This window comes from Actinomycetospora chibensis (assembly GCF_028737215.1).
Lineage (GTDB): Bacteria > Actinomycetota > Actinomycetes > Mycobacteriales > Pseudonocardiaceae > Actinomycetospora > Actinomycetospora chibensis.
The window spans coordinates 233,792-257,464 of sequence record NZ_JAQZAM010000009.1 but is presented as its reverse complement, the minus strand read 5'-3'; the positions used below and the strand labels follow the sequence as shown (position 1 = coordinate 257,464).

Sequence of the window (23,673 nt, the reverse complement as noted above, 5' to 3'; positions counted from 1 at the left end):
TCACGAGGGTTGATCATCGGGGCGTTGGCCGTCGCCGTCGTGCTGATCGCCGCGGTGGCGATCGCCGTAGCGGCCCAAGGCGACCCGTACCGCGCCCAGTTCCTCATGGTGTCGGCCGAGGGAACCTTCCCCGGCAATAAGGTGATGGTCCAGGGCCGAGAGGCCGGCACCGTCGACGCCGTCGAGGTGCGTGAGGGCAAGGCGATCGTCACGGTCTCCCTGGACAACGAGTTCGCGCCGCTGCACGCCGGAACGGACGCGCGGATCAGCTGGCAGGCCGTGCTGAACGAGCGGTTCCTCGAGATCCTGCCCGGCCCGGGCACCGCGCCGGCGCTCCCGGAGGACTCGCGGATCGAGTCGCACCACGAGCGCGTCGAGCTGGACCAGGTCCTCGCGATGCTCGACCCGGCGACCCTGCGAGACACGAACACGCTGGTGCAGCGGGTGGCCGAGACGCTGCGAGGACGCGAGCAGGGCGTGCAGGACACGCTGAGCTCCGGCGGGCCCGCGTTCAACTCGCTCGGCGAGGTGCTGCAGGCCGTCGGCAGCGACGGGCCGGCGATCCGGGACCTCGTCACGCAGCTGCACGAGGTCACCAGCACGCTGGCGACCCGCAGCGACCGCCTCGGCAGCACGGTCGACAACCTGGGCACTCTCACCGAGGCCACGGCCGCGCAGCAGCAGGCGCTCAGCGACGGGATCGCCCAGCTCCCGTCCACCCTCTCGGCGGCGCGCACCACGCTGGACAAGGTGCCGGCGGCTGTCGATCAGGCCGTGCCGCTGCTGAACGACCTCCGGCCCGCGGCGGCCCGCCTGCCCTCGGTGGCCGGCAATCTCAGCCCGGTCCTGCAGGACCTGCGCCCCGCGGTCCAGCAGCTGCGCCCGACCCTCGAGTCGGCGCAGTCCCTGCTCGACCGCACTCCCCGGCTGATGGACTCCGCCCACGGCGTGCTGCCGGGCGCGACGGACGTCCTGACCCGGGCCGAGCCCGCGGTCGCCTTCCTTCGTCCCTACACCCCCGAGCTGACCGGGTGGCTCACCAACTGGACCGGCATCTGGTCCGGACAGGACGCGGTCGGCAGCTACGCCCGCGCCCTACTGACCGCGTCGGCCTCCGGTGTCGGCGACAACCCCGGGCTGATCCCGCCCGGGCAGCGCCGTGACGAGCGCCCTGCGCCCGGCTCGCTGGTGGGTCAGCCCTGGACCGACGCGAACGGAGACTCTCCGCAATGACACGGATGATGTGGCTCCGGCGGGGCGCCGTCGCCGTCGTTGGCCTGCTCGTCCTCGGCGCCGGGGGGCTCGCGTTCCGGGAGGCGACGGCCGGGTCGGAGTCCGGCGTCCACGGTGACTTCCCCGACGCGAGCACGCTCGCCGTCGGGAACGTGGTCCGCGCCGACGGCGTCGAGGTCGGCAAGGTCACCGCAGTGGATCTCGTCGACGGCCACGCCCGGGTCGGCCTGCAGGTCGACCGCGAGCTGTTGCCGCTGCGCGAGGACGCCCGGATGACCATCCGCGCAGTCAACCTCCTCGGCGAGAAGTATGTGGACCTCGACGCCGGGAGCCCAGGCGCCCCTGTCGACGAGGACGGTGCGGTGCCGATGGAGCGCACTGCGGTCGCCGTCGACGTCCAGGACGTGATCAACGGCCTCGGGGATCCCGCGGCGACGAACCTGGCCGCCCTCGTGACGACCGCGGGGGAGGGTCTGGACCAGAACGGTCCCCAGCTGGCGGCGACGATCCGCGCGATCGACCCGGCGTTCACGCGCACCGAGCGGCTCGCCGGGATCCTCCGCGACCAGAACACGACGTTGGGTCAGCTCGTGGACCGGGTGCATCCCGTCGCCGAGTCCCTCGCCGACGACGACGGCCGGACCCTCGACCGGCTCGTCGACAACACCCAGCAGACGCTGGCGACGGTGGCGGCGAACCAGCAGGCGCTCGACCAGACCCTGGCCGAGCTGCCTGCGACGGTCACCTCGGCCCGGCGGACGCTGGGCGAGCTCGCCGGGACCGCGGACGCCGCCACGCCGACGCTGGCGTCGATCCGCCCCGTCACCGACGACCTCCCGCAGATCGCCGCCGAGCTCGAGCAATTCGCGGACGCCGCGGACCCCGCGCTCGCGTCGCTGCCGCCGGTACTCGAGCGGGCGGACGCGCTGCTCGGGGAGGCCGCACCGTTGGTCGCCCAGCTACGCCAGGGCGGGCCCGATCTGCGTGGTGTCGCGGCCGGCGCGCGCCCGGTGGCGGACGAGCTGCTCGACCGCAACCTCAAGGGCGTCCTCGACTTCGTGAAGCTCTGGGCGATGAGCACGAACGGCTCCGACGGACTGAGCCATTACTTCCGCGGCGTCGTCTACGCGACCCCGCAGAACGCCGGTCGGCTGGTCACCGGGCTCGCCAACCCGAACCTCCCCGAGGGCCCGGTCCAGTTCCCGCTGCGTCCGCAGGCCGAGCCCGCCCAGCCGGGCACGGGGCAGGCGCCTCCGCAGGAGCCCGGCAACGCCACGGGCCTCTCCGAGGAGCAGGAACGCGGCATGGTCGGCCAACTACTCGGGGGTCAGTGACATGGCACGCGTCCACAGGACCACCGCCAAGCACTTCGCCATCGGCGTCGCCGGCCTGCTCGTCGCCGTGGGGCTCGCCGTGCTCGGCGGGATCGTCAGCTCCGGCGGCGAGCTCCCGGCCCGGGACTACACCTACGTCGACGCGGCGTTCGACGACGCCGGCACGCTCCGGGTGCGCCAGGACGTCCGCGTCAACAGCCTCATCGTCGGTCAGGTCAGCGATATCCGGCACGAGGGGGACCACGCGGTGGTCACCCTGCGCCTCAACGGTGAGCGGCCCGTGTACGGGAACGCCACCGGCCGCATCCTGCAGGAGTCGGCCCTGGCGCGGTCGTTCGTCGAGCTCGCGCCGGGCGACCCTGGGGCGGGGCCGTTGCCCGGCGGGGTCATCCCCCGCGAGCGCACCCGCGACGCGATCGACCTCGATCAGCTGTTCAACGTCTTCGACGAGGCGACCCGCGAGGCGCTCTCGTCGTCGCTGACCGAGCTCGGCGGTGGCGTCCTCGGACACTCCGGCGACCTCCGGGACGCCCTCCGTGAGGCGCCGGCCGGCCTCGACGATCTCGGCACCGTGGCGGACACCCTCACCGATCCGCGCACCGACCTCTCGGGACTGCTCAACTCGGCCAACCGGTTCATGGGACACCTCGACGACCGCAGCGCCGAGCTGCGCACCCTGTTGCGCCAGACCGACGCGACCCTGGCCGCGGTCAGTGTCGACGGTGGTCAGCCGCTCGACGCCACGCTGAAGGACCTGCCGCCGACGCTGATCCAGGCGCGTGAGGCGCTGGACTCGCTCAACGGGCCGCTCGCCGACGTCCGTTCCGCGGTGACGACGATCCGGCCCGGCGGCGAGGCACTGGGCGCGGCGAGCGGCGACCTGCGCGGCGTCCTCCGCGAGGGCATCCCGCCGCTGCGCAAGGTGCCGGGCGTCGCCGAGCAGGCCGAGCCTGCCGTCGAGGACCTGACCGGCACCGTGGCGGAGGCACGTCCTCTCGGGCCGCCGCTGCTGTCCACCCTCGACTCGGCCGACGAGCTGCTCGCGGGCCTCTCGCCCTACTCCCCGGACATCGGACGGTTCTTCAACCAGCTCGCGGCACCCGACGGTCTCCTGTCCGGGTCGCTGGCTCCGGGCCAGCACTACTTCGGAATCTTCCCGACGATTCCGGCGGGCCCGGGCCTGGCCAGCGTGCCCGATCCGACCTTCCGGACCAACCCGTACCCGGACCCGGGCGGCGCGGCGTACAGGACCAACCCCGACGGCTCCCCGAAGGGGGATGGGTGATGACGAAGCCCGAGCGCACGACGCTGCGCGCGCGGCTGGGTGACCGGCTCGGCGGGTGGGTGGGAGCTCTCCGCCCCGCCCGCGGAGGCCCCGTGATGTCGCCGCTGAAGTTCGGCGCGGTCGTGCTCGCCGTGACCGGCCTCGTGGCGGTCGGCCTGTTCTTCAAGCCGACCATCCAGACGGCGTTGGCCGGTGGCGACACCATCACCGCCGAGTTCGAGGAGAACTACCTCGGCAAGCTGTTCGCCGGGGAGACGACGGTGAAGCTCTCCGGTCTCGAGTCCGGGACGGTGACCGACGTCGAGACCACGGACCGCGGCACCGCGATCGTGTCGTTGAAGGTCGCCGACGGGGTGCGCGACAAGATCGGCCCGCAGCCGTCCGCCACCATCACACCGCGGACACTGCTCGGCGGGCTCTACAGCATCGAGCTCGTGCCGGGAGGCGGGCGCGGGACGTTCCCCGAGGACGGGCGCATCCCGCTCGAGCGCACGAGCCTCCCGGTGGGTCTCGACCGCATCCTCGAAGCCCTTCCCAGGCCCGCCCGCGAGGCGGTCCCGGGGATCGTGAGGTCCACGAACGAGACCCTCGAGCGAGGCGGTGACCAGGCCCTCGGCGACCTCGTCACCCAGGCCCCTGCCGCGCTGCGGCCGACGAACGACGTCCTCCGGGCGGCCCGCGGCACACGGCCGGAGACCGACCTGCCGCAGCTCGTGTCGAACCTCGAGGCCGTGGGCTCCGTGGTCACCGCCGAGGACGGGCAGCTGGGCTCGATCGTCGACGATCTCGACCGGACCACGAACATCCTCGCCGCGCAGAGCGGCCCGCTCGCGCAGTCGATCGGGGACATGCCCGCGACGCTCACCGCGACCCGGGACGGCCTCACCCGGCTCGGCGGCACACTCGACAAGCTCACCGTCACGGCCGCGTCGTTCCGGCCGTCGGCGCAGGCGCTGGACCCGCTCCTCGCGCAGCTCGACCCGGTGCTGGCCCGGGCCCGGCCCGTGGTGTCGGACCTGCGTCCGCTGCTGGACGACGCCCGCCCGGCCGTCGAGGAGCTCGTCCCGACCGCCGACCGCGCCACCGGCGTGATCGAGGACGTCCGTGGCCCCGTCATCGAGCGGGTCCAGGGACCGGTGCTCGACACGGTGCTGAACACCTACCGGGGCACCGGCTTCTATGAAGGCAGCGGCGGCGGATTCCAGTCCGACCACAAGTTCTACGAGGAGCTGGGCTACCTGGTCACCAACCTCGACCGCGGCTCGATGGTCCAGGACCGGCAGGCCTCGCTGCTCGGCTTCCAGGTCGGCGCCGGGCCGCTCGAGACCATCGGTGGCCTGCGGTCGGTGGGCCTGAACGACCTCATGGCCCAGCTCGGGCGGGCCTCGGGTCTCGCGCCGGCGCTCGGTCAGGGCGGTCCCACGGGGCCGACCGCGGTCCTGCCCGACGGCGTGCTCGGACAAGGAGGCGGGCGATGACCCACCCGACGAAGTCCCCGACGGGGATTCGCGCGCGCTGGGACCGGATGCGCAACATCCCGGGACTCGGGCGCAACCTGGTGACGGTCGCGGTGCTGGTGGTGCTGGGGATCGCCTCGGGGGCCTACATCCTGTCCCACTACTCGGTCACGTTCCCGTGGCAGAGCCGCGACACGATCGCGATCGAGTTCACGAAGGGGCCCGGCCTGATCGCCGACGGCGGCCAGGAGGTCCGCATCGCGGGCGTCCCGGTCGGCGTCGTGAGCTCCGTCGAGGCGCAGGCCGATAGTGTCCGCGCCATCGTCGACCTCGACCCCGGCCACCCGATCCACACCGACGCGCGGGCGGAGCTGCGGAGCAAGACCCCGCTGAACGACCCGTACGTGACGATCCAGCCGGGCAGCCCCGGGGCGCCGACCCTGCCTACCGACGGGTCCACGCCGATCCCGCGGTCCCAGACGGTCCGGCTCACCCAGCCCTTCGAGGTGCTCAACAACCTCGACGAGCGGACCCGGGTGGCCCTGACCTCGCTCGTCGAGCAGGCGAACGTGGGCCTCAACGACGCCCCGAACACGCTGCCCGCCTCGCTGCGATCGGCGAACGGGGCGCTGGACACCCTGCGACCCGTGGCCGAGCAGCTGGCCACGCGCCGCGAGACGATCCGGAGCCTGGTCACCGATCTCTCGCAGATCTCGGCAGCCGCAGGCCACGACGACCGCCGTCTGGCGAGCCTGGTGTCCTCCCTCCAGCAGACGCTCTCCACGGTGGTGAACCGGGACGACGAGCTCAGTACCACGTTGAACCAGCTGCCGGGACTCGGCGGCGATCTCCGGCACGCTATGAGCAGCGTGAGCGCACTGACCACGCAGCTCGACCCGACGCTCGACAACCTGAACGCGGCCTCGCAGGAGCTCCCGCCCGCGCTGGACCGGCTCTCGGAGACCATCGAGACGGCCGGCCCGGTCATCGATGCTGCACGGCCCGTGGTGGCGAAGGCACGCCCGGTGGTCGGGGACCTCCGACCGCTCGTGTCCGACGCGAACGCGGCGCTCGGGGACCTCGGGCCGACGGTCGGCCTCCTGCCGAACGCCACCGCACAGGTGGCTCCCTGGCTGCCGAACCTGCAGGCCTTCATCTACCAGACCTCGTCGGCCTTCAGCCTCCAGGACGGGAACGGCGGCTACGGCCGCGCCCAGGTGTTCATCGACGCCAGCAATCCGCTCGGCGGCCTGCAGGACGAGGTCGGTGGAACGAGCCCCGGCCCCGGCGACGGGGCCCGCTCCGAGGAGACGGGGGACCAGAACTGATGCCCAGCACCCAACGGCTCGTCCGTGACGGCAGCCTCGCGGCCTTCCTCGCTGTCTGCCTGGTCCTGGCCGGCGTCTTCTTCGTCCAGATGGGCGGGCGGATCCCGGTCATCGCCGAGATCGGCGAGTACCGCATCAGCTTCATGTCGCAGGACATCGACAACCTCTACAACGACGCGGACGTCACCATCGCCGGCGTCGTCGTCGGCAAGGTGACCGGACGGACGCCCGAGGAGGGCCGCGTCCGCGTCGAGCTCACCCTGTACCCGGAGTACGCGCCGCTCCACCAGGGCGCCACCGTCCGGGTGGGCGTCAAGAGCCTGGTGGGCGCGAGCGCCGTGACCGTCGTCGACGGGCAGGGGCCGGAGATCGACGAGGGCACGACGTTGCCGGACTCGGTCGTCGGCACGCCCGTCCAGGTGCACGACGTCATCGACCAGCTCTCGCCGCAGACCCGCGGTGATCTCGGCAGCACGATCCAGTCGCTCGGTGTCGGCACCCGGGGCCAGGCCCCGAACATCGACCAGCTCATGCAGGGCGTGGGGAAGCTGGCCAACGGCGGGGTCGACGCCCTCGACGCCGTCGCCGCCCAGAGCGACGACCTGCGGGCGCTCAGTGGGGAGGCGATCCAGCTGCTCGACGCGCTGGACACCCGCCAGGGGCGCATCGCGCAGGTCGTCCGGGACGCGGACACCCTGACCCGGGCGACGGCCGGGCAGCGGACGGCCCTCGAGGACTCGGTCCGGCAGCTTCCGGGCACGCTCGCCTCCGCCCGCACCGCGACCGGTCGGCTCCAGGAGCTGTCGGGAGCGCTCGCCCCCGTCGCGGCGGATCTCAACCGCGCCGCGCCGGACCTCAACAGCGCGCTGGTGCAGCTGCCGGAGACCACCGCGGACCTGCGCGGACTGTTGCCGCCCCTCGACGGCGTGCTCGACAGGGCCCCCGCTACCCTCGATCGGGTGCCCACGCTCGGCGCCGACGTCCGTGGCCTTGTCGAGCCGGCCCGGACGGTGCTCGCCGACGCGAACCCGATCCTCGATTTCGCGGCGCCGTACGGCCGGGACGTCGGGGCGATGCTCGAGAGCTTCGGTTCGACGTTCGAGAACCGTTCGGAGAACGGCCTGCACACGGTGCGCCTCGCGCCGATCCTCAACCAGCAGGCCGTCCGCAACAACCCGCTGCCGACGGCGACGCTCGACCCGACGAACTGGAACAACCCCTACCCGCGGCCGGGTGACGCCGGCGACGTCGGGCCGTTCGGCGGGGCGTATCCCCGGTTGGAGCAGGCGCCCCGATGAGGGGGCTCGCGGGCCGGTGCCGGCGCCTCGTGCGAGGCGTCCGGCTCCGCCTGCGCCGGCTCTCCCGGCGGGAGGCCACAGCCGGGCTCGCGGCACTTCTCGTCGGGGTCTTCGTCCTGGGGGGCCTCGCGCAGGTCCGGCTGGACACGAGCATCGACTCGTTCCTGCCGGCAGGCGATCCCGTGCTGCAGGGGCTGCAGGACAAGGCCGACGCGTTCGGCGGCGACCCCGTCGTGGTCCTGCTCGAGTCGCCGCAGCCGCGCGGGCTCCTGCACGGGCCGGAGCTCAGCGGGGTGCTGCGGCTCGAGGGCTCGCTGGCGAACCTCCCGGACGTCGCGGAGGTCTACGGGCCGGGCACGGTGCTCAACCAGATCGCGGCGAGCGCGAAGAACCTGCTCGCCCAGATCAGCGGACGGCGCGACGCGCTGCGGACCGCGGCCGTGCAGCAGGCGCGCAACGCCGGTGCCCCGGACACCGCGGCCGCGGCCGCCGGCGACGCGGCCCTGGCGGACTACGACCGCCGGTACGGCTCGCTGGTGGTCAGCGCGCTGCCGGCCGGGTTGCCGACCCTGTCCAACCCGCGCTTCGTCGACTCGGTGATCTTCGGTGGCTCCGACCGCGTCCGCCCGCAGTGGGGCGCGATCGTGCCGGCCCCGAACACCGTCGCGATCCTCGTCCGTCCACGGGCGGCCCTCGACCAGGGCGGCACGACGCAGCTCGTGGACGGGGTCCGCGCGGCGGTCGGGAACAGCGGCCTGCCGACGTCGCGGGTCACCGTCACCGGCGTCCCCGCCGTGACTGCGGCCCTGACCGACCAGGCGCGCCAGGAGTTCCCGATCCTGGGCGCCCTGGCCCTCCTCGGGGTCGGTCTGCTCTCCGTCCTGGTGCCCTGGAGCCGCCGGCGGCGTGACCGCCTGCGGCCCCTGCTGGCCACCCTGCTCGGCACGGCGCTCACCCTCGCGGCCTTCGGGTGGACCGGACGGCCGCTGTCGCTCGGGGTCGTCGCCTTCCTGCCGATCCTGCTGGGGATCGGCAGCGACTTCCCCCTCTATCTCGCCCAGCCCGCGCGGCGACGGCGCGTGCTCGTGGCCGCCCTCGCCGGGGCCGCCGGGTTCGGCGCGCTCGCAGCGTCGTCCCTGCCGTTCGTCCGTGAGCTCGGTATCGCCCTGGCGGTCGGGATCGTCCTCACGGTCGGGGTCTCGCTCGCCCTCCGGCGGTGGCTCGACGTCCTGGAGCCGACCGAGGTGGGGTCGCACTGGGTGCTGCCGCGCCCCCGCCGCGGGCGCTGGTGGGTCCGGGTGTCCGCTCTCGTCGTCGCCGGCGCTCTGGCAGCCGGGGGATGGGCCGCTCTGCCCGCGCTGCGCATCGACGCCGACCCGGAGAGCCTCGCGGCCGGACTCCCCGCGCTGGAACAGGCCCAGGAGGCCGAGCGGGTGCTCCGCGCCTCGGGCGAGATCAACGTCGTGCTGCGCGGGCCGGACGTCCTGACGCCCGCGGCGCTCGCCTGGACCCGTGAGGCCGAGGACGTGGTCGACCGTGGGTACGGCGACCGGATCCATCCGATCACGACGGCGAGCACGCTGTTCGGCTTCCTCGGCCGCACGCCGACGCAGGAGCAGATCCAGGCGGCCAGCGAGCTCCTGCCCCGCTACCTCGCATCGGCGGTGATCCAGTCCGACCGGAGGACCTCGCTGGGGGTCTACGGCATCGAGCTGCAGGATCTCCGGCAGCAGAGCGCCCTGGTCGCGAGCCTGCGCGCCGACCTGCCGCCGCCCCCGCCCGGCTACACCTCCGACGTCGTGGGCCTGCCCGTCGCGGCGGCCCGGGCCTACGACGTCGTGTCCTCCGACCGCGTGCTGCTCACCGTCCTCGCCCTCGTCGCCGCCGGGCTCGTCCTGCTCATCGGGCTGCGGGAACGGCGGGACGCCCTGCGCGCGATCCTCGCCGTCGTGCTCTCCACCGGGTGGGTCCTCGAGGTCGCCTGGCTCGTGATCGGTGCGCTGACGCCCCTGACGATGGCCGTCGGAGCACTGACGACGGCCACCGGCTGCGAGTTCACCGTGATGCTCGCCGAGGCCCGGCGGGGGCGGCGGCCCTGGCTGCTGCGCAGTGTCGCGCTGGCCGTCTCGGCAGCGGTCCTCGGCTATCTGGCGCTGACGGCCTCGGACCTCGCGGTCCTGCGCCAGTTCGGCCTGCTGCTCGCTGTCGGAGTCATCACCTCGGCGCTCGCGGCGGTCCTGGTCGTCGAGGTGCTCCTGCCGCCCACCGAGACGCCGGCCTCCGACCGACCTGTAGACACGCGTTCCCCCGCACCGCCGGCTCCGGCGACCCGCGGCGGGACGTCCACGACCGGGGCGTCGCCCTCCGAGGACGCCGGTCACGGAAGCGACGATGTCGCGATCCACAAGGGTGTGAGCCGATGAAGGGCACGAACTCCGCGACCGTGGTCGAGCGCGAGGACCCCGTCCCGGTCGGGACGACGACGAAGGGCCGGCCCGATGCCGCCCGGGCGACGGCCGGAGCCCGCGGCCCCGGCCCGTACCGGAAGCTCGTCGCGGCCCTCGGGCGGCGCTCGCGGGTGTCCCCGCGGGGCCGCGCCCGTCCGGTCGCCGCCGTCCTCGCGCTGGTGGTGGTGCTCGGCGGGCTCGCCCAGCTCGTCGTCCACGAACTGACCACGCTGCCGGCGGGCGTCGTGCTGCAGGTCGGCGACCGGTCGGTGAGCGAGGCCGACTTCCGTCAGCGCATCGACCTGCTGGCCGGTCTCTACGGGGCACAGCCTCCGCAGGACCCTGCGGGCCGCGAGCGGTTCGAGCGTGATGCCGCGCAGGCCGTCGCCGCCAGCATGGTCCTCGACGACGTCGCCCGGGAGCGCAACGTGGTCGTCCCCGAGCCGGTGGCGCAGCAGGCCCTCGACGCGATCATCGCGCAGAAGTTCGCACAGGGGGGCCGTCAGGCGTTCGCCCAGGCGCTCGGATCGCTCGGCGTGTCCGAGGCCGACGTGCTGGGCGAGATCCGGCGCCAGCTCACCACGGCCCGCTTGTTCGACCAGGTGACCGCGCCCGCGCCCCCCGTGACCGACCCCGACCTCGCGCAGGCGTACGGGGAGCGCCGGGACCGCTTCGTGGTGCCCGAGCAGCGCCATCTGCGCAACCTGGTCGTCGACTCTCGCGAGAAGGCGCAACAGGCGCTCACCCAGGTGCAGGGTGGTGCGGACTTCGCTGCCGTCGCCACCCAGGCCTCGATGGACCGGAGCACGGCCCAGGCGGGCGGTGATCTCGGGACCCTGTCGCGCGAGCAGGTCGAGGGGCCGATCGCCGACGCCGCCTTCACCGCCGCACCGAACGGCGGACTCTACGGGCCTGTGCAGGGGCAGTACGGCTGGAACGTCGGCCAGGTGCTCGAGGTCGCGCCGCCCCGTCAGCTCACGCTCGACCAGGTCCGGGATCCGCTGCGCGGCCAGCTGGACGACGAGCGGCGTCTCGCGCTCTGGCGGCCCTGGCTCACCGATCAGCTCCGCGGGGCGGACATCACCTACGCCGACCCCTATCGCCCGGCCGACCCGGATGCCGCTCCCGCCGGGGTCGGCCCGTGATGCCCCCGAGCCCGCACCCCCGATCCGACCGAACGAACGGACCACGACCATGACCTATCAGCTCGTCGCCGTCGGCACCGACGGCTCGTCGTCGGCGGAGCGCGCGGTCTCCCGGGCCGCCGAGGTCGCCGCCTCGAGCGGCGCGAGGCTCCTCATCGTCTGCGCCTACCGTCCCGAGGGCCGGGACACGGTGCACGAGGCCGAGGAGGGCCTCGGGGAGGACGCCTTCAACGTGGTCGGTTCCTCGCCGGCTCAGGAGACGCTGTCGCGGGCGCGCGATGCGATCCGGGAGCACGGCGTGACCGGGATCGACACCGTGGCCGCCGAGGGCGACCCGATCGACGTTCTCGTCCGCGCGGTGGAGGACCAGGATGCCGACGTCGTCGTCGTCGGCAACCGCGGCCTGAACAGCCTCGCCGGCCGAATCCTCGGCTCCGTGCCCTCCGGGGTGTCCCGGCGCTCGCCCACGGACGTCCTGATCGTCCACACCACCTCGTGACGAGGGAGTCCCCGTGCTGACCGCACTGCTCATCCTCGCCGGCGCGGCGCTCGTCGTCGGCTCGGTCCTGACCGGCTCGGTCCCGATGACCGTGGCCGGCGTCGCCCTCGCGGCCTGCGCGCTCGTCCTGCTCGCCTGGCCCGCGCTGATGCGGCGTCGCGCGGCCGCGGTCGCCGCCGAGCAGGAGGGATCCGCGCCGGACGAGATCGCCATGGAGGACGCCGCGACGGCGGAGACCGCGAAGAAGGAGACATGGACGAAGAAGGCAGCGAAGGAGACCGCGCCGGAGGAGACCGCGCCGGAGGACGAGACCGAGCCGGTCGCGGAGGAGCCCACGGAGGAGCGCGTGGCTCCGGGTACCGTGCTCGTCGTGCCGGGGCGACTCCGGTTCCACCTCGAGGGCTGCACGCTGCTCGAGGGTCACGAGGCCGAGACGCTGACGCCCGACGAGGCGCGCGAGGAGGGCTTCAGCGCCTGCTCCCGCTGCGTCGGGCGGACCGCAGCGGTGCGCTGACGGGCTCGCCCCGCATACTCACTGTCCGGCCAGCAGAGAGCGGCGGAGGTCGCGCTCGAACACCCCATAGCCCACGGCTCCGTCGTCGTCGACGACCCGGACCGTGGACTGGGTGACGAGCAGGGGGTCGCCGGGCGCGTCCACGGCGGCGCCGATGAGGTTCTCGTTGGGGTCGAGCATGCTCAGGACGTAGCCGTGCAGGACCTCGAGGTGCAGATCCTCCGGCCCCTCGGAACCCACCCGGGTCACCGTCCCCGTGCGCGGGGCGAGGCTCGCGAGGTCGTCCAGCCCCGGAGCGTCGAGCCCGGTACCGATGTCCACCCCGCGGCCGTCGAGGGACCCGGTCAGGGCGCTGCCGGCGACGCCCGAGCGGTCGACCGTCCGCAGGGCGTTGACAACCCGCGGGGCGTCCGGGAACACGGCGAGCAGGAACGTGAACCCCCCGAGGCCGGAGATGTCGCGCGGTCCGCTGGAGTGGTCGCGGTGGGCGACGCCGTCCAGCGCCCACGTGTGGCCCCCGGTCCGCATCCATCCGGTACTGCGGAAGCCCTCGTTGTGGTGGACGGCGGCCCACCCGAGGTCGGTGACCCCGGCGGCGGCGTGCAGGTCCCACACGGGCGCGAGCGCGGTGAGCTCCACCTCGAGGGCCAGCGACACGGCCGGACCGGCGCCGGCGAGTCCCCGCGCGGTCTCGGCGGTGGTGGTGGGCTCGCCCGCGCCGTCGACCCGTAGCGTCCACCGTTGCCGCGGCTCCACACAGCGCAGGCTCACCGTGCCGGTCGCCGGCCCGCGGTCGTCGTGGGCGCGGCCGAACGACCGGTCGACGACGAGCCGGCCGTCGGGCAGGAGCGCCACCGTCTGCGCCCACCACAGCGTGAGGTCGTCGGGGCAGCGACCGAGGTGGACGAACACCCCGACCCCGGCGTCGGGGTTCCACACGTGGACGTAGGCGGTCTCGTTCCAGCCCGGGACGCCGGCAGGGACCGGGTGCAGCAGGTCGAGCGCGGGGTCGACGGCGAACGGGTCGTCGCCGGGGATCCTCCGGGCGACGGCGGACGTGGCCATCAGGCTCAGAACACCCGGTGCAGGGTCGCCTGCTCGACGAAGCCCGCGCCGGGCACCCCGTCGAGCTCGAAGGCGAGGAAGTCGTCGTAGGTCCCGAGGGCCTGGCCCTCCTGCTCGCGGCCCATCGGCACCCAGAAGCCGCCGGAGCGCCCCGTCGCGCGGACCGTCGACGTCCCGCCGTCGCGGTGGTCGAGCCGGGCGCTCACGAAGAGGGCAGCGGCGTCGCGGGTGACGTGGAGGTCCGCCAGCGGCACCGACCCGTTCTCGTCCACGACGAAGCCGTCGCCGGCGAGCGAGCCGTCGGCGCCGAGGAACTTGAGCACGGTGAGGAAGCGGTCCTCGAAGACGCCCACCACGCCGATGTACTCGACCCACTGCGCGGACTCGTCGCGGAACCCCCAGGTGCGGTCGCGCATGCCTCGGGCGTCGACGGCGTGTCGGGCCCCGTCCACCGTGACCGACCCGCTCACGGCGGTGCCCTGCTGGTAGTGCTGCAGCGGCTGGTCCTCGACGAGCGCGGGGATGGAGCCGTTGGCGGCGAAGTCCGCGGGGGTGAACAGCGGCCGGTTGACGAGGTCCAGGGTGATCTCGGGGTGGTCGACGCGCACCGTGCCGTCGAGCCCGAAGTGGATGGACTCGCTGGTGAAGTCGCCGACGGGGAGCTCCTCGACGACCTCGACGCTGCGGCCCGCGACCGACATGCTGCAGCGCGCCCGGCGGGCCCCCTCGCCGTTGGGCGACGTGGAGACGTGGAGGGTGCCGAACACCCCGCCGTCGGGGTTCCAGAACGAGAGGTAGGCGTTGTCCTTCCAGACCGGGTCGCCCGGTCCGGCGGCGTCGGCGTGGACGGGCTCGGCGAGGGGACCCCAGTCGGTGGGGGCGGTCGTGGTCACGGGAGCTGCTCCTCGGTGGGTCGGCGTCGGCGGTGGGCGGTCGACGGTGGGCGGTGGCCGGGATCTGGGGAGCGGACCCCGGCCACCGGGTCAGGTGGGCAGCAGGGCGCGCCGTTCGCGCCAGGCGCCCAGGAGCGCGGCGTTCTGCCCGGGCGTGCTGCCGTAGGTGGCGATCTCGTCGGCTCCGGCGTCGCGGAAGCGCGCGAGGGTCTCGACGCAGTCGGCGGTGGAGCCGAGCGCTCCGGCCTCCTGCATCCACGCGTCGGGGACGAGGCGCGCCGGCTCGGCGAGCTCGGTCCGGTGGAAGTTCACGTCGGCGATCTCTCCGTGACCGCGGAACATCGGGTGCGACCGCAGGCGCTCGGCGGGCTCGCGGTCCCAGTCGTTGGCCCGCAGCAGCGCGTCGCCGAACTCGGGGGCCTGCAGATAGGTGACGGCGCGAGCGTGGGCGACCGCGCGGGTCTCCTCGTCGTCGAGGTCGGGCGCGGTGATCACGCACTGGCAGATGCGCAGAGTCGCCGGGTCGCGGTCGGCGCGCTTGCACGCCTCGCGCAGGCGCGCCACGGCCGCCCGGGTCGCGTCGGGGGTCATGACCGGCGGCAGCAGGACGCCGTCGAAGGAGGCCGCCACGGTCCTCGCCGCGACCGGGAGGGCGAACGTGCCGAACCAGATCTCGGGGGGCGGACCGTCGTAGGCGTCGCCGAGCCTGATGTTCTCGTGGTGGCCCGCCGGCCCGTCGTGGTCGACGGTCTCGCCGCGCCAGAGCCGTCGCAGGATGTCGACGTAGTCGCGCAGCCCGGCGTAGCTCGCGGTGCGCAGGCCCTCGCTGCGCAGGTAGCTGTGGTCGCCGCGCCCGAGCCCGAGGACGAAGCGCGGCCCGAAGGTGGCCTGCATCGTCGCGCCGAGCGCCGCGGTGTGGAGCACGTGGCGGCGGGCGGGCGAGATGAGCCCGGTGCCGAGTCCGATGCGGGTGGTGCGGGCCCCGACGGCGCCGAGCAGGACGCCGGCCTCCTTGAGGTTCCAGCGCTCGGAGAGGAAGACGCGGCGGAAGCCCAGGCGCTCGGCCTCCACGCCGTCCTCGACACCCTGGGCCGGGGTGCGGGTGGCGGTGAGGTGCGCGGTCTCCGCCGGGGCGTGCGAGCGCACCCGGCCGGAGACGAGGTAGGCGCTGAGGTCGTCGACGACGGGGTTCTCGGGATTCACGAGGTCTCCTCCGTTCGGCCGGCACGTTGCAGGACCCGGACCTCGCCGCGGCGTCCGTCCACCTCGACGACGTCGCCGGTGCGCAGGCAGGCGGTGCCGTTCCGGGTCCCGGTGACGCACGGGATCCCGAGCTCGCGGGCCACGATCGCGCCGTGGCTCACCGCGCCGCCGATGTCGACGACGAGCGCGGACGCGAGCATGAACGTCGACGCCCAGCTGGGGTCGGTCATGCGGCACACCAGGATCTCGCCGGACGCGAGGGGCTCGGCGGTGGACGGGTCCAGCACGAGGCGCACGGTGCCCTCGACCACGCCGGGGCTCACGGGCGTGCCGGTGACCGTGTCGGCGACGGGGTCGGCGTCCGGGTCGGCGACGGGCACCGGCGTGGGCATGCCCTCCCAGAAGTCGGGGAGGTCGGTGGTGAGGTGGACCCGGCGCTGCTCGCGGCGACGCTCGATCCGCTCGCCGACGCCGGACGGGAGCTCCTCGACCAGGAGCTCGGGCAGCGTGAGCAGGAAGACGTCGCCCGGCGCCGGGATCGCGCCCGCCTCGGCGAGGCGGGTGCCGTGCACGTCGGCCACGCAGCGCACGACGTCGGCGCACTGCAGGAACGAGGCCTTGCCGACCCCACGCAGCGGGATGAGGCGCGCGGCCCGGTCGAGCACGGCGCGGGCGAGCAGCCGCCGCGAGCGCGGCAGCGCCGCCAGCAGCTCCTGCTCGGCGACGCGGCGCTCCTCGCCCCGGGACCGCTCGATCCGGCGCGGATCCCGGTCGTCGGACATCGTCCGGTAGGACTCGACGAGGGCGCGCAGCGGCCGGTCGTCGGTGCGCCACGGGCGGGACGACAGCTCGCCCTCGGCCGGCCCGTGGTAGCCGTGCCTGCGCAGGAGCTCGTCGACGGGGAGCTCGTCGCGCGAGGCCGCCCAGACGTCGGCCACGACGTCGGTCTCGGCCATCGCCCCGTACCCGGTGACAAGCGCGGTCTCGGTGCCCTCGCGCCCCGCGGCCTGGGCGAGCGCGCGGACCTGCTCGTAGAACGTCTGCGCGAGCAGGGCGGCGAGGATGTGCGGGCGCATCACCTCGGCGAAGTGGCCGGCCGCCTCGGCGAGGAGCAGGCGGCTCGACGCCGCGTCGTCGGGGGGTGCGGAGAAGGCGACGTCGGCCCACCAGGGGTGCACGGTCGCGGTGGTGGCGGCGAGGCGCTTGGCGACACGCCCGATCGCGAGCGGCGCCTTGGCGGCGACCACGGGGTACCGCCCGTAGGTGGGCTCGTTGCGCATGCCCTCGCGGACCTGCCCGAACATCTGGTGCTCGAGGGAGTTCGCCGTGGTCCCGGGCGTGCGGTCGGCGAGGGCGCGCATCGAGGTGAGGTTCGCCGCCGCCCGGCCGTGGAAGAGGTCCCAGAGCCGGTCCTCGGGACGCCCCCGGGCCGGCACCTCGGACTCGCGCAGCACCCCCATGTCGGCGAAGGCGCCCCGCATGCCGCTCTCGGTCGCGTCGCCGTAGAGGCTCCAGGTCAGCGGGGTGACCACGCCGGGCAGCGCCTCGCTGGCGTTGACCGTCGACCAGGCGATGCCGGGCGGACAGCTGCCGGCGTGCACCGGGTCGTCGTCGAGGTCGGTGCTCGCGAGGGTCGTCGTCATCCCAGGACCTCCACCGTGCCGGAGCCGCCGTCGACGCGGACCTTCTGGCCGTCGCGCAGCCGGCGGCTGCCGTCGCGCGTGCCGCACACGCAGGGCACGCCCAGCTCGCGCGCCACGATCGGGCCGTGGCTGAGCATCCCGCCGAAGTCGGTGACCACGGCGGTGGCCACCATGAACAGCGAGGTCCAGCCGGGGTCGGTGGTCTCGCACACGAGCACGTCGCCGTCGTCGACCTCGGCGGTCGCTGGGTCGCGCACGACGCGCACCGGGCCCTCGACCACGCCGGAACTGGCCGCGACGCCCCGCAGGACCGTGCCGGCGGGCTCGTCGTCGGTGGCGTTGGCCGGGGCCTCGGTCACCGGGGGGAGGCCTTCCCAGCCCTGGGGGAGACGCAGCCCGAGCCGCCGTTGGTGGAGCCCGCGGCGCGCGTCGACGAGCGCCCGGAGGTCCTCGGTGGGCTGCTCGTGCAGCTCGTCGACCGTCAGGTGGAACACGTCGGACTCGACGGCGAGCACCCCGCGCTCGACGAGGTGACGACCGAGCCTGCGCGCGGCGGCGCGGGCGACGTCGAACGTCAGCAGGTACCCGGCCTTGCCCTGCTCGCGCAGCGCGAGGAAGCGGGCGGTGAGGTCGGTGAGGCCCGTGACCGCCCGCCGGCGCAGCGACCCGGCGGTGGCGGTGAGCTCCGCCGCCGCCTCGGCGCGCACGCGCTCCTGCTCGGCGCTGCGGCGGCGCGGCGCGCGGGGGTCGTCGGGGCCGATCCCGCGGTAGCCCTCGAGCCGCGAGAGGACGGGGGCAGGGTCCTCCCGCCACGACGTGCCGTGGAGCTGTCCCTCATTCGGCCCGTGGTAGCCGTGGCGGTCGAGGAATTCCTCGAGGTCCAGCTGCTCGTGGGCGAGTGCCCAGAGATCGTGGGCCACCGCGTTCTCGTCGGAGCCGACGCCGGAGAGCAGCCGCGCCTCGAGGCCGGGCAGCTCGGCCCGGGCCACCATGCCCGCCAGGCGGTCGGCGAGCCCGGAGCTGACGAAGGCGACCACGAGGTGCTCGATCATGATCGTGCGGAAGCGGGTGCGGGCGTCGTCGATCAGGTCGAGGCAGCTGCGCTCGTCCATCCGGTCGACCTTCGCGAGCTGCTGGCGCCGCCATCCCCGCAGGCGGGCGAAGAGCGCGTCGTGCCGGGCGGGCAGCGAGAGGACGGTCCGGGGAGCCTTGATGGCGAGCACCGGATAGCGCCGCGCGGTGTTCCGGTCGCGGGTCGTGTCGCGGACGTAGCCGAACAGCTGCTTCTCGACCGCCGACGCCGAAGTGCCCGGCGTGAGGCCGGCGACCCTGTGGAACTGGTCGAGGTTGGCGGCGGCCCGGCCCTCGAAGGCGGTCCAGAACTGGTCCTCGACCCGCGCGGGCACCACGAGGTCTGCCTCGGTGAACACCCCGAGGCGGTGGAACATCGTGCGGAAGGCCAGCTCCATCGGCTCGTGGACGAACGTGAAACCGAGCGCCGTGAAGACCCCCGGGAACGCCTCGGCGACGTTGCCGGTCGTCCATGCCACCCGGGGATCGCACCGGGTGGTGGTGACCGGGTCGGCCTCGGTGCGCGAGGCGCCGGTCTCCGTCGTCACCGTGCTGACGTGCATCGAACCTCCGCAGTGAGCTCGACGGAGGAGGCTAGGGCTCAATTGACTCGAGCGTCAATAAGCCGTCCGGACGGCTCGGTCGTCGACGTCCCCGACTCTTGACCCCTCCTCCGAGGCCTGTTTAATTTACATTAAGGTCAATACCCTGGTGATGCGGGCCACTGAGCACGGTCCGCGGCGAGGAGGTCGTCGGGTGTCGTTCACGCTCAGCCTGACCCATTGCGGCCGCGACGTCGCTGACCGCGTGGGCGGCAAGGCCATGGGGCTCGGCGAGCTGCTGCGCCTCGACCTGCCGGTGCCGGGTGGGTTCGCGGTCACCACCGAGGCCTACCACCGGTTCGTCGACGCGAACGATCTCCAGGGCCCCCTGCGCGACCTGCTGGCCGCGGCGGAGGGGGAGCGTGACACCCGGGAGGTCTCCCGGCGGGCGACCTCGCTATTCGAGGACCTCCCGATGCCCGAGGACGTCGCGCAGGAGGTGCTCGCCTCCTACGACGCCCTCGGGGCGGACGAGCCGGTCACCGTGGCGGTGCGCTCGAGCGCCACGGCGGAGGACACGGCGGACGCCTCCTATGCCGGCCAGCAGGAGACGTACCTGTGGATCCGGGGCCGCGACGAGGTCGCGCGCCACGTCGTGCGCTGCTGGGCGAGTCTGTTCACCCCCCAGGCGATCGCGTACCGCGCGCACTTCGGCGTTCCCCTCGAGGACCTCGGCATGGGGGTCGTCGTGCAGCGCATGGTCCCCGCGCGCTGCGCAGGCGTGCTCATGACCCTCGAGCCCGTGACCGGCGACCAGGGCCAGATCTACCTCGAGGCCACCTACGGCGTCGGCGAGGGCGTGGTCCGCGGCGACGTCGGCACCGACCGGCACTGGATCGACAAGGAGACGCTCGACGCGCGGCGCACCGCGATCGGGCGCAAGGAGCACGCACACCGCTTCGACGACGGCTCGGCGTCGGGCCGGCTCGTCGAGGTCCCCGAGGACGAGCAGGAGCTCCCGGCCCTGCAGGAGCGCGAGGTCCGCGAGCTCGCGGACCTCGGTCGCCGGATCGAGGCCGGCTTCGGGGCACCGATGGACGTCGAGTGGGCGGTCGCGGACGACTCCGACCCGGTCGCCGCCGGCACCGTGCTCGTCCTGCAGGCCCGACCGGAGACGGTGTGGAGCCAGCGGGAGCGCGGCGGTCCGGCGACCTCCTCGGACACTGGCGACGAGCCGATCAGCCCCGAGGACGACTGGGATCCGTTGCACAGCCGCAGCGCGCCCTCGCTGCACTGGTCGGTCGACAACCTCGGCGAGGCCGCTCCCGGCGTCCTCACCCCGCTGTGCTGGTCGCTGTGGCGCACCGTCGGCGAGCGTGCGTGCCGCGAGGCCTTCTATCGGCTCGGTGCGTTGCGCGCCGACGAGCGTGCCGAGCCCGACGACCCCTCCGAGCGCATTCTGCGCATCTTCCACGGTCGGCTCGCCCTGCAGGTCGACTTCGTCGCCGGCACGGGCAACCGGATGCCCGGCACCTCCGGCGACGAGGTGGTCCGCGGAATCTTCGGTCAGGCGCCCGCGGACATCGACTACACGAAGACCCGGGCGCGCTACCCCGCGATCGCCGCACGGCTCGCGGTCCTGTCGGTCACGGGCCCGCACCAGGTGCACCGGCTCGCCGACGAGACCGACGCGTGGTGGCGGGCGTCGACCCGACGGGCGGGCAGCCTCGGGCTCCAGGGCGCCACCGACCTGCTCTCCGAGGCCTCCGACCGCTTCTTCGCGACGCTGTCGCTGCACACGCTCGGCCTCATGGGCGTCGTGCAACCGGTCTACGACGCCCTCACCCGCCTCGTGGACAGCACCGGGGTGGGCGACGTCGCCGTCCTCTCGGGCTCCGGCGGCGCCGAGATGGCGGTCGTCGGTGACATGTGGCGCGCGTCCCGCGGGGAGATCGACGTCGACGAGGTCGTCGCCCGCCACGGCTTCCACGGCCCGCTCGAGGGCGAGCTCTCCGGACGCGTCTGGCGCGAGGACGACGCGCCGCTGCGCCGCCTGGTCGACGAGTACGCCCGCCGCGACGACGACGCGAGTCCCGCGGCGCGCGAGCAGGTGCGACGGCGGCAGGCCGAGGCGATGACCCGCGAGCTCCAGGCGGCCGTGCCTGCCCACCGCAGGCTCGCCGTCCGGGCCCTCCTCGCGCTGGCCGCCCGCCGCATCCCGCTGCGCGGGGTGGGCAAGCGCGCCTACCTGCAGAGCATCGACGTGGCCCGCGCCGCGGCGCGCCGGATCGGGCAGCACCTGGTCCACGCCGGGGTGCTGGCCGAGGTCGACGACGTCTTCCTCCTGACCGCGGAGGAGCTCGCCGCCGGGGTGGGGGAGGACATCGCCGACCTCGTCGCCCGTCGCCGTCGTCGCCGCGCCCAGCACCAGGCGCTGCGCATCCCCAACCACTGGGCCGGCCAGCCCGACCTGCTCGACGACGCGGGTGAGGACGCCGCCGTCGGTGACGTCATCACGGGGGTCGGGGTCAGCAACGGCGTCGTCGAGGGTGTCGCCCGGGTCGTGACGAGCCCGGACTTCGCCGACGTGCTTCCCGACGAGATCCTCGTGGCGCCGACGACGGACCCGAGCTGGTCGTCGATCATGTTCGTGTCCGCGGGCCTCGTCGTCGACATCGGCGGCGCCCTGAGTCACGCCGCCGTCGTGGCCCGCGAGCTCGGACTGCCCTGCGTCGTGAGCACCCGCACCGGGACCCGGGCCCTGCGCACCGGCGACCGGGTCCGTGTCGACGGTGGGGCGGGCACCGTCACGATCCTCGAGCGGGCGTCCGCGCCCGAGGACCCCCCGACTCCTGAGAAGGCCGCACGACCGACCGATCGAAGGGTGCAGCGATGAGCTTCATCGACCAGCCGATGACCACGGACGACGAGCTCCCCCGGAGCGCGGACGTCGTCGTGGTCGGGTCCGGCCACAACGGCATGGTCGCCGCGGCCTACCTCGCGCGAGCCGGCCTCGACACCGTGGTGGTCGAGGCCTCGCCGACGTACGGCGGGATGACGGCGACCAACGAGATGCTTCCCGAGGCTCCCGGCTACACCATCAACGAAGCGTCGATCCAGGCGTCCCTGTTCCGGACGACCAACATCGACGAGGACCTCGGGCTCGGACGCAGGTACGGGCTGAAGCAGACCGTCATCGACCCGGCGCACTTCCAGCTCGCCGCGGACGGCTCGTCGCTCGGGCTCTGGCGCGACCCCCGGCGCACCGCCGACGAGCTGCGCCACTTCAACCGCCGGGACGCCGACCGCCTCCTCGAGCTCTACCGCGTGATCGACGCCGCGGTGGAGATCGGCCTGCCGGTGATGCAGACGAGCGTCACCCGCCCGTCGATCAAAGCGATCATGAAGTCGGTCGCGGGCGCGGCGAAGAACCGGAAGGAGCTCGTCAACGTCGGGCGCTGGATGGCCAACTCGCAGGCCGAGGCCATCGAGGAGTACTTCGAGCACGACATGATCAAGGCGCCGCTGCTCACGTCGCTGCCGTTCATGCCGTTCGACGCCGACCTCTCGGGCTGGTCGCTGATCTACCTCGGCGTCCTGTCCAAGTACGGCGTCTCGATGTTCCACGGCGGCACCGGGTCGTTTCCCAAGGCCCTCGCGGCCTGCATCGCCGATCACGGCGGGCGCGTCGTCACCGACACGCCGGTCGAGGAGCTCGTCGTCGAGCAGGGCCGCGTGACGGGCGTCTGTGTCCGCGGTGGACAGGAGATCACCGCCCGCCGCGGGGTCCTGACGGCCTGCAGCCCGCGCACGACCCTGGACCGGCTCCTGCCGAAGGGCGTCCTGCCGCGCCGGCTGCAGAACGCCGTCAACCACATCCCGACCAAGAAGCGCGGGATCACCGACTACAAGCTCAACGTCGCGCTCTCCGGGCAGATCCGGATGACGAAGCACGAGAAGTGGCGCGACAGACAGGGAATCGGGGGCATCGACCTGCGGCTGGCCTGCAACTGCTTCCACCCCTACGAGGAGGTGCTCGCCGCGGCGCGCGCCTGCGTCCGGGGGGAGATTCCGGAGCACATCCCGGGTCTCGCGACCGTCCCGACGGCCTTCGACCGCTTCGCCCCGGAGGGCAAGGACCTCTTCTGGTACTGGAGCGGTCTCACGCCCAGTATCCCGCGCGACGGCTGGGACAAGGCGCGCAAGGAGATCACCGACAAGGTCATCCGCGACGCCCAGCACTACTACGAGGGCATCGAGAACCTCGAGGTCGCCCGGCGCGAGCTCGCCCAGCCCGACCTCGAGGACCGGTTCTGGGCGATCGACGGCAGCGTCTACCACGTCGACCCGACGATCACCCGGTTCGGCCCGCGCAAGCCCGCCCCGGGCTTCGCGGGGTACCGGACGCCCGTGCCGGGCCTGTTCCTCACGGGATCGGGGACGCACCCGGTCGCGGGCATCAGCGGGATGCCGGGGCAGAACGCCGCGCACACGATGATCAAGCTGTTCAAGGCCGAGGACCGGGGCGGTCGTGGGCACGCGCTCACCGCGCGCCGGGAACAGGAGAACGGCATCGCCGACCGGCTCGAGGCACCGACGTCGAACGGCACCGGACGGAGCGGGGCGCGCGCCGGCCAGCGCACCTGATCCCGCTCGCGGCGCCGCCGGGTCCTCCTCCCCCCGCGGAGGGCCCGGCGGTGCCGGCCCCGGTCCACC

Annotated in this window: 17 protein-coding genes; 12 read left to right on the top strand and 5 right to left on the bottom strand. The window is 73.9% G+C overall.

Translation table 11 applies throughout. From position 1 onward, the window contains the following. Window positions 1-24 precede the first annotated feature (24 nt). The 10 genes from PH189_RS16140 to PH189_RS16095 are packed head-to-tail and all read left to right on the top strand — an operon-like array spanning window position 25 to window position 12,540. Window positions 25-1,233 carry an MlaD family protein gene (locus PH189_RS16140; RefSeq protein ID WP_274189823.1) on the top strand — a complete coding sequence of 403 codons (1,209 nt, stop codon included), beginning with the start codon at window positions 25-27 and terminating at the stop codon, window positions 1,231-1,233. Further along, window positions 1,230-2,567 (top strand): MlaD family protein, encoded by a 1,338-nt coding sequence (locus PH189_RS16135; RefSeq protein WP_274189822.1) that lies wholly within the window; start codon window positions 1,230-1,232, stop codon window positions 2,565-2,567. Before PH189_RS16140 ends, PH189_RS16135 begins: the two co-directional genes overlap by 4 nt. A gap of 1 nt (window position 2,568) precedes the next feature. After that, window positions 2,569-3,852, top strand: a complete 1,284-nt coding sequence (locus PH189_RS16130) for an MlaD family protein (RefSeq protein WP_274189821.1) — start codon at window positions 2,569-2,571, stop codon at window positions 3,850-3,852. Further along, window positions 3,852-5,330 (top strand): MlaD family protein, encoded by a 1,479-nt coding sequence (locus PH189_RS16125; protein WP_274189820.1) that lies wholly within the window; start codon window positions 3,852-3,854, stop codon window positions 5,328-5,330. Before PH189_RS16130 ends, PH189_RS16125 begins: the two co-directional genes overlap by 1 nt. Further along, window positions 5,327-6,637: an MlaD family protein gene (locus PH189_RS16120; protein ID WP_274189819.1), complete on the top strand. Its 1,311-nt coding sequence runs from the start codon at window positions 5,327-5,329 to the stop codon at window positions 6,635-6,637. Before PH189_RS16125 ends, PH189_RS16120 begins: the two co-directional genes overlap by 4 nt. Beyond that, entirely contained in the window at window positions 6,637-7,935 is a 1,299-nt protein-coding gene (locus PH189_RS16115) for an MlaD family protein (protein WP_274189818.1), read from the top strand. The genes PH189_RS16120 and PH189_RS16115 overlap by 1 nt, the downstream gene beginning before the upstream one ends. Then, the gene (locus PH189_RS16110; RefSeq protein ID WP_274189817.1) at window positions 7,932-10,358 is read left to right on the top strand and encodes an RND transporter family protein; all 2,427 of its coding nucleotides are present in this window, start codon (window positions 7,932-7,934) and stop codon (window positions 10,356-10,358) included. The genes PH189_RS16115 and PH189_RS16110 overlap by 4 nt, the downstream gene beginning before the upstream one ends. Continuing rightward, complete coding sequence (locus PH189_RS16105; protein ID WP_274189816.1) at window positions 10,355-11,527, top strand: peptidylprolyl isomerase; 1,173 nt, start codon at window positions 10,355-10,357, stop codon at window positions 11,525-11,527. Before PH189_RS16110 ends, PH189_RS16105 begins: the two co-directional genes overlap by 4 nt. A gap of 49 nt (window positions 11,528-11,576) precedes the next feature. Then, window positions 11,577-12,026 (top strand): universal stress protein, encoded by a 450-nt coding sequence (locus PH189_RS16100; protein ID WP_274189815.1) that lies wholly within the window; start codon window positions 11,577-11,579, stop codon window positions 12,024-12,026. 13 nt (window positions 12,027-12,039) lie between these two features. Continuing rightward, window positions 12,040-12,540: a hypothetical protein gene (locus PH189_RS16095; protein ID WP_274189814.1), complete on the top strand. Its 501-nt coding sequence runs from the start codon at window positions 12,040-12,042 to the stop codon at window positions 12,538-12,540. 18 nt (window positions 12,541-12,558) lie between these two features. Here PH189_RS16095 and PH189_RS16090 read toward each other — a convergent pair whose 3' ends face one another. From PH189_RS16090 to PH189_RS16070, 5 genes are all read right to left on the bottom strand, one after another. Then, a complete protein-coding gene (locus PH189_RS16090) occupies window positions 12,559-13,605 on the bottom strand; it encodes a hypothetical protein (protein ID WP_274189813.1) in 1,047 nt (348 codons plus the stop codon). Window positions 13,606-13,610: 5 nt separating this feature from the next. After that, window positions 13,611-14,498: a DUF7065 domain-containing protein gene (locus PH189_RS16085; protein ID WP_274189812.1), complete on the bottom strand. Its 888-nt coding sequence runs from the start codon at window positions 14,496-14,498 to the stop codon at window positions 13,611-13,613. 90 nt (window positions 14,499-14,588) lie between these two features. Further along, on the bottom strand, window positions 14,589-15,701 hold the full coding sequence (locus PH189_RS16080) for a TIGR03857 family LLM class F420-dependent oxidoreductase (protein WP_274189811.1): 1,113 nt from the start codon (window positions 15,699-15,701) through the stop codon (window positions 14,589-14,591). Further along, window positions 15,698-17,344: a PEP-utilizing enzyme gene (locus PH189_RS16075; RefSeq protein WP_274189810.1), complete on the bottom strand. Its 1,647-nt coding sequence runs from the start codon at window positions 17,342-17,344 to the stop codon at window positions 15,698-15,700. Before PH189_RS16075 ends, PH189_RS16080 begins: the two co-directional genes overlap by 4 nt. Further along, window positions 17,341-18,978, bottom strand: coding sequence for a PEP-utilizing enzyme (locus PH189_RS16070; RefSeq protein ID WP_274189809.1), 1,638 nt, complete (start codon window positions 18,976-18,978; stop codon window positions 17,341-17,343). The genes PH189_RS16075 and PH189_RS16070 overlap by 4 nt, the downstream gene beginning before the upstream one ends. 193 nt (window positions 18,979-19,171) lie before the next feature. On the opposite strand from PH189_RS16070, the gene PH189_RS16065 reads away from it, so the two are divergent. After that, window positions 19,172-21,853 (top strand): PEP/pyruvate-binding domain-containing protein, encoded by a 2,682-nt coding sequence (locus PH189_RS16065; protein ID WP_274189808.1) that lies wholly within the window; start codon window positions 19,172-19,174, stop codon window positions 21,851-21,853. Next, window positions 21,850-23,604 (top strand): phytoene desaturase family protein, encoded by a 1,755-nt coding sequence (locus tag PH189_RS16060; protein WP_274189807.1) that lies wholly within the window; start codon window positions 21,850-21,852, stop codon window positions 23,602-23,604. Before PH189_RS16065 ends, PH189_RS16060 begins: the two co-directional genes overlap by 4 nt. Window positions 23,605-23,673 lie beyond the last annotated feature (69 nt).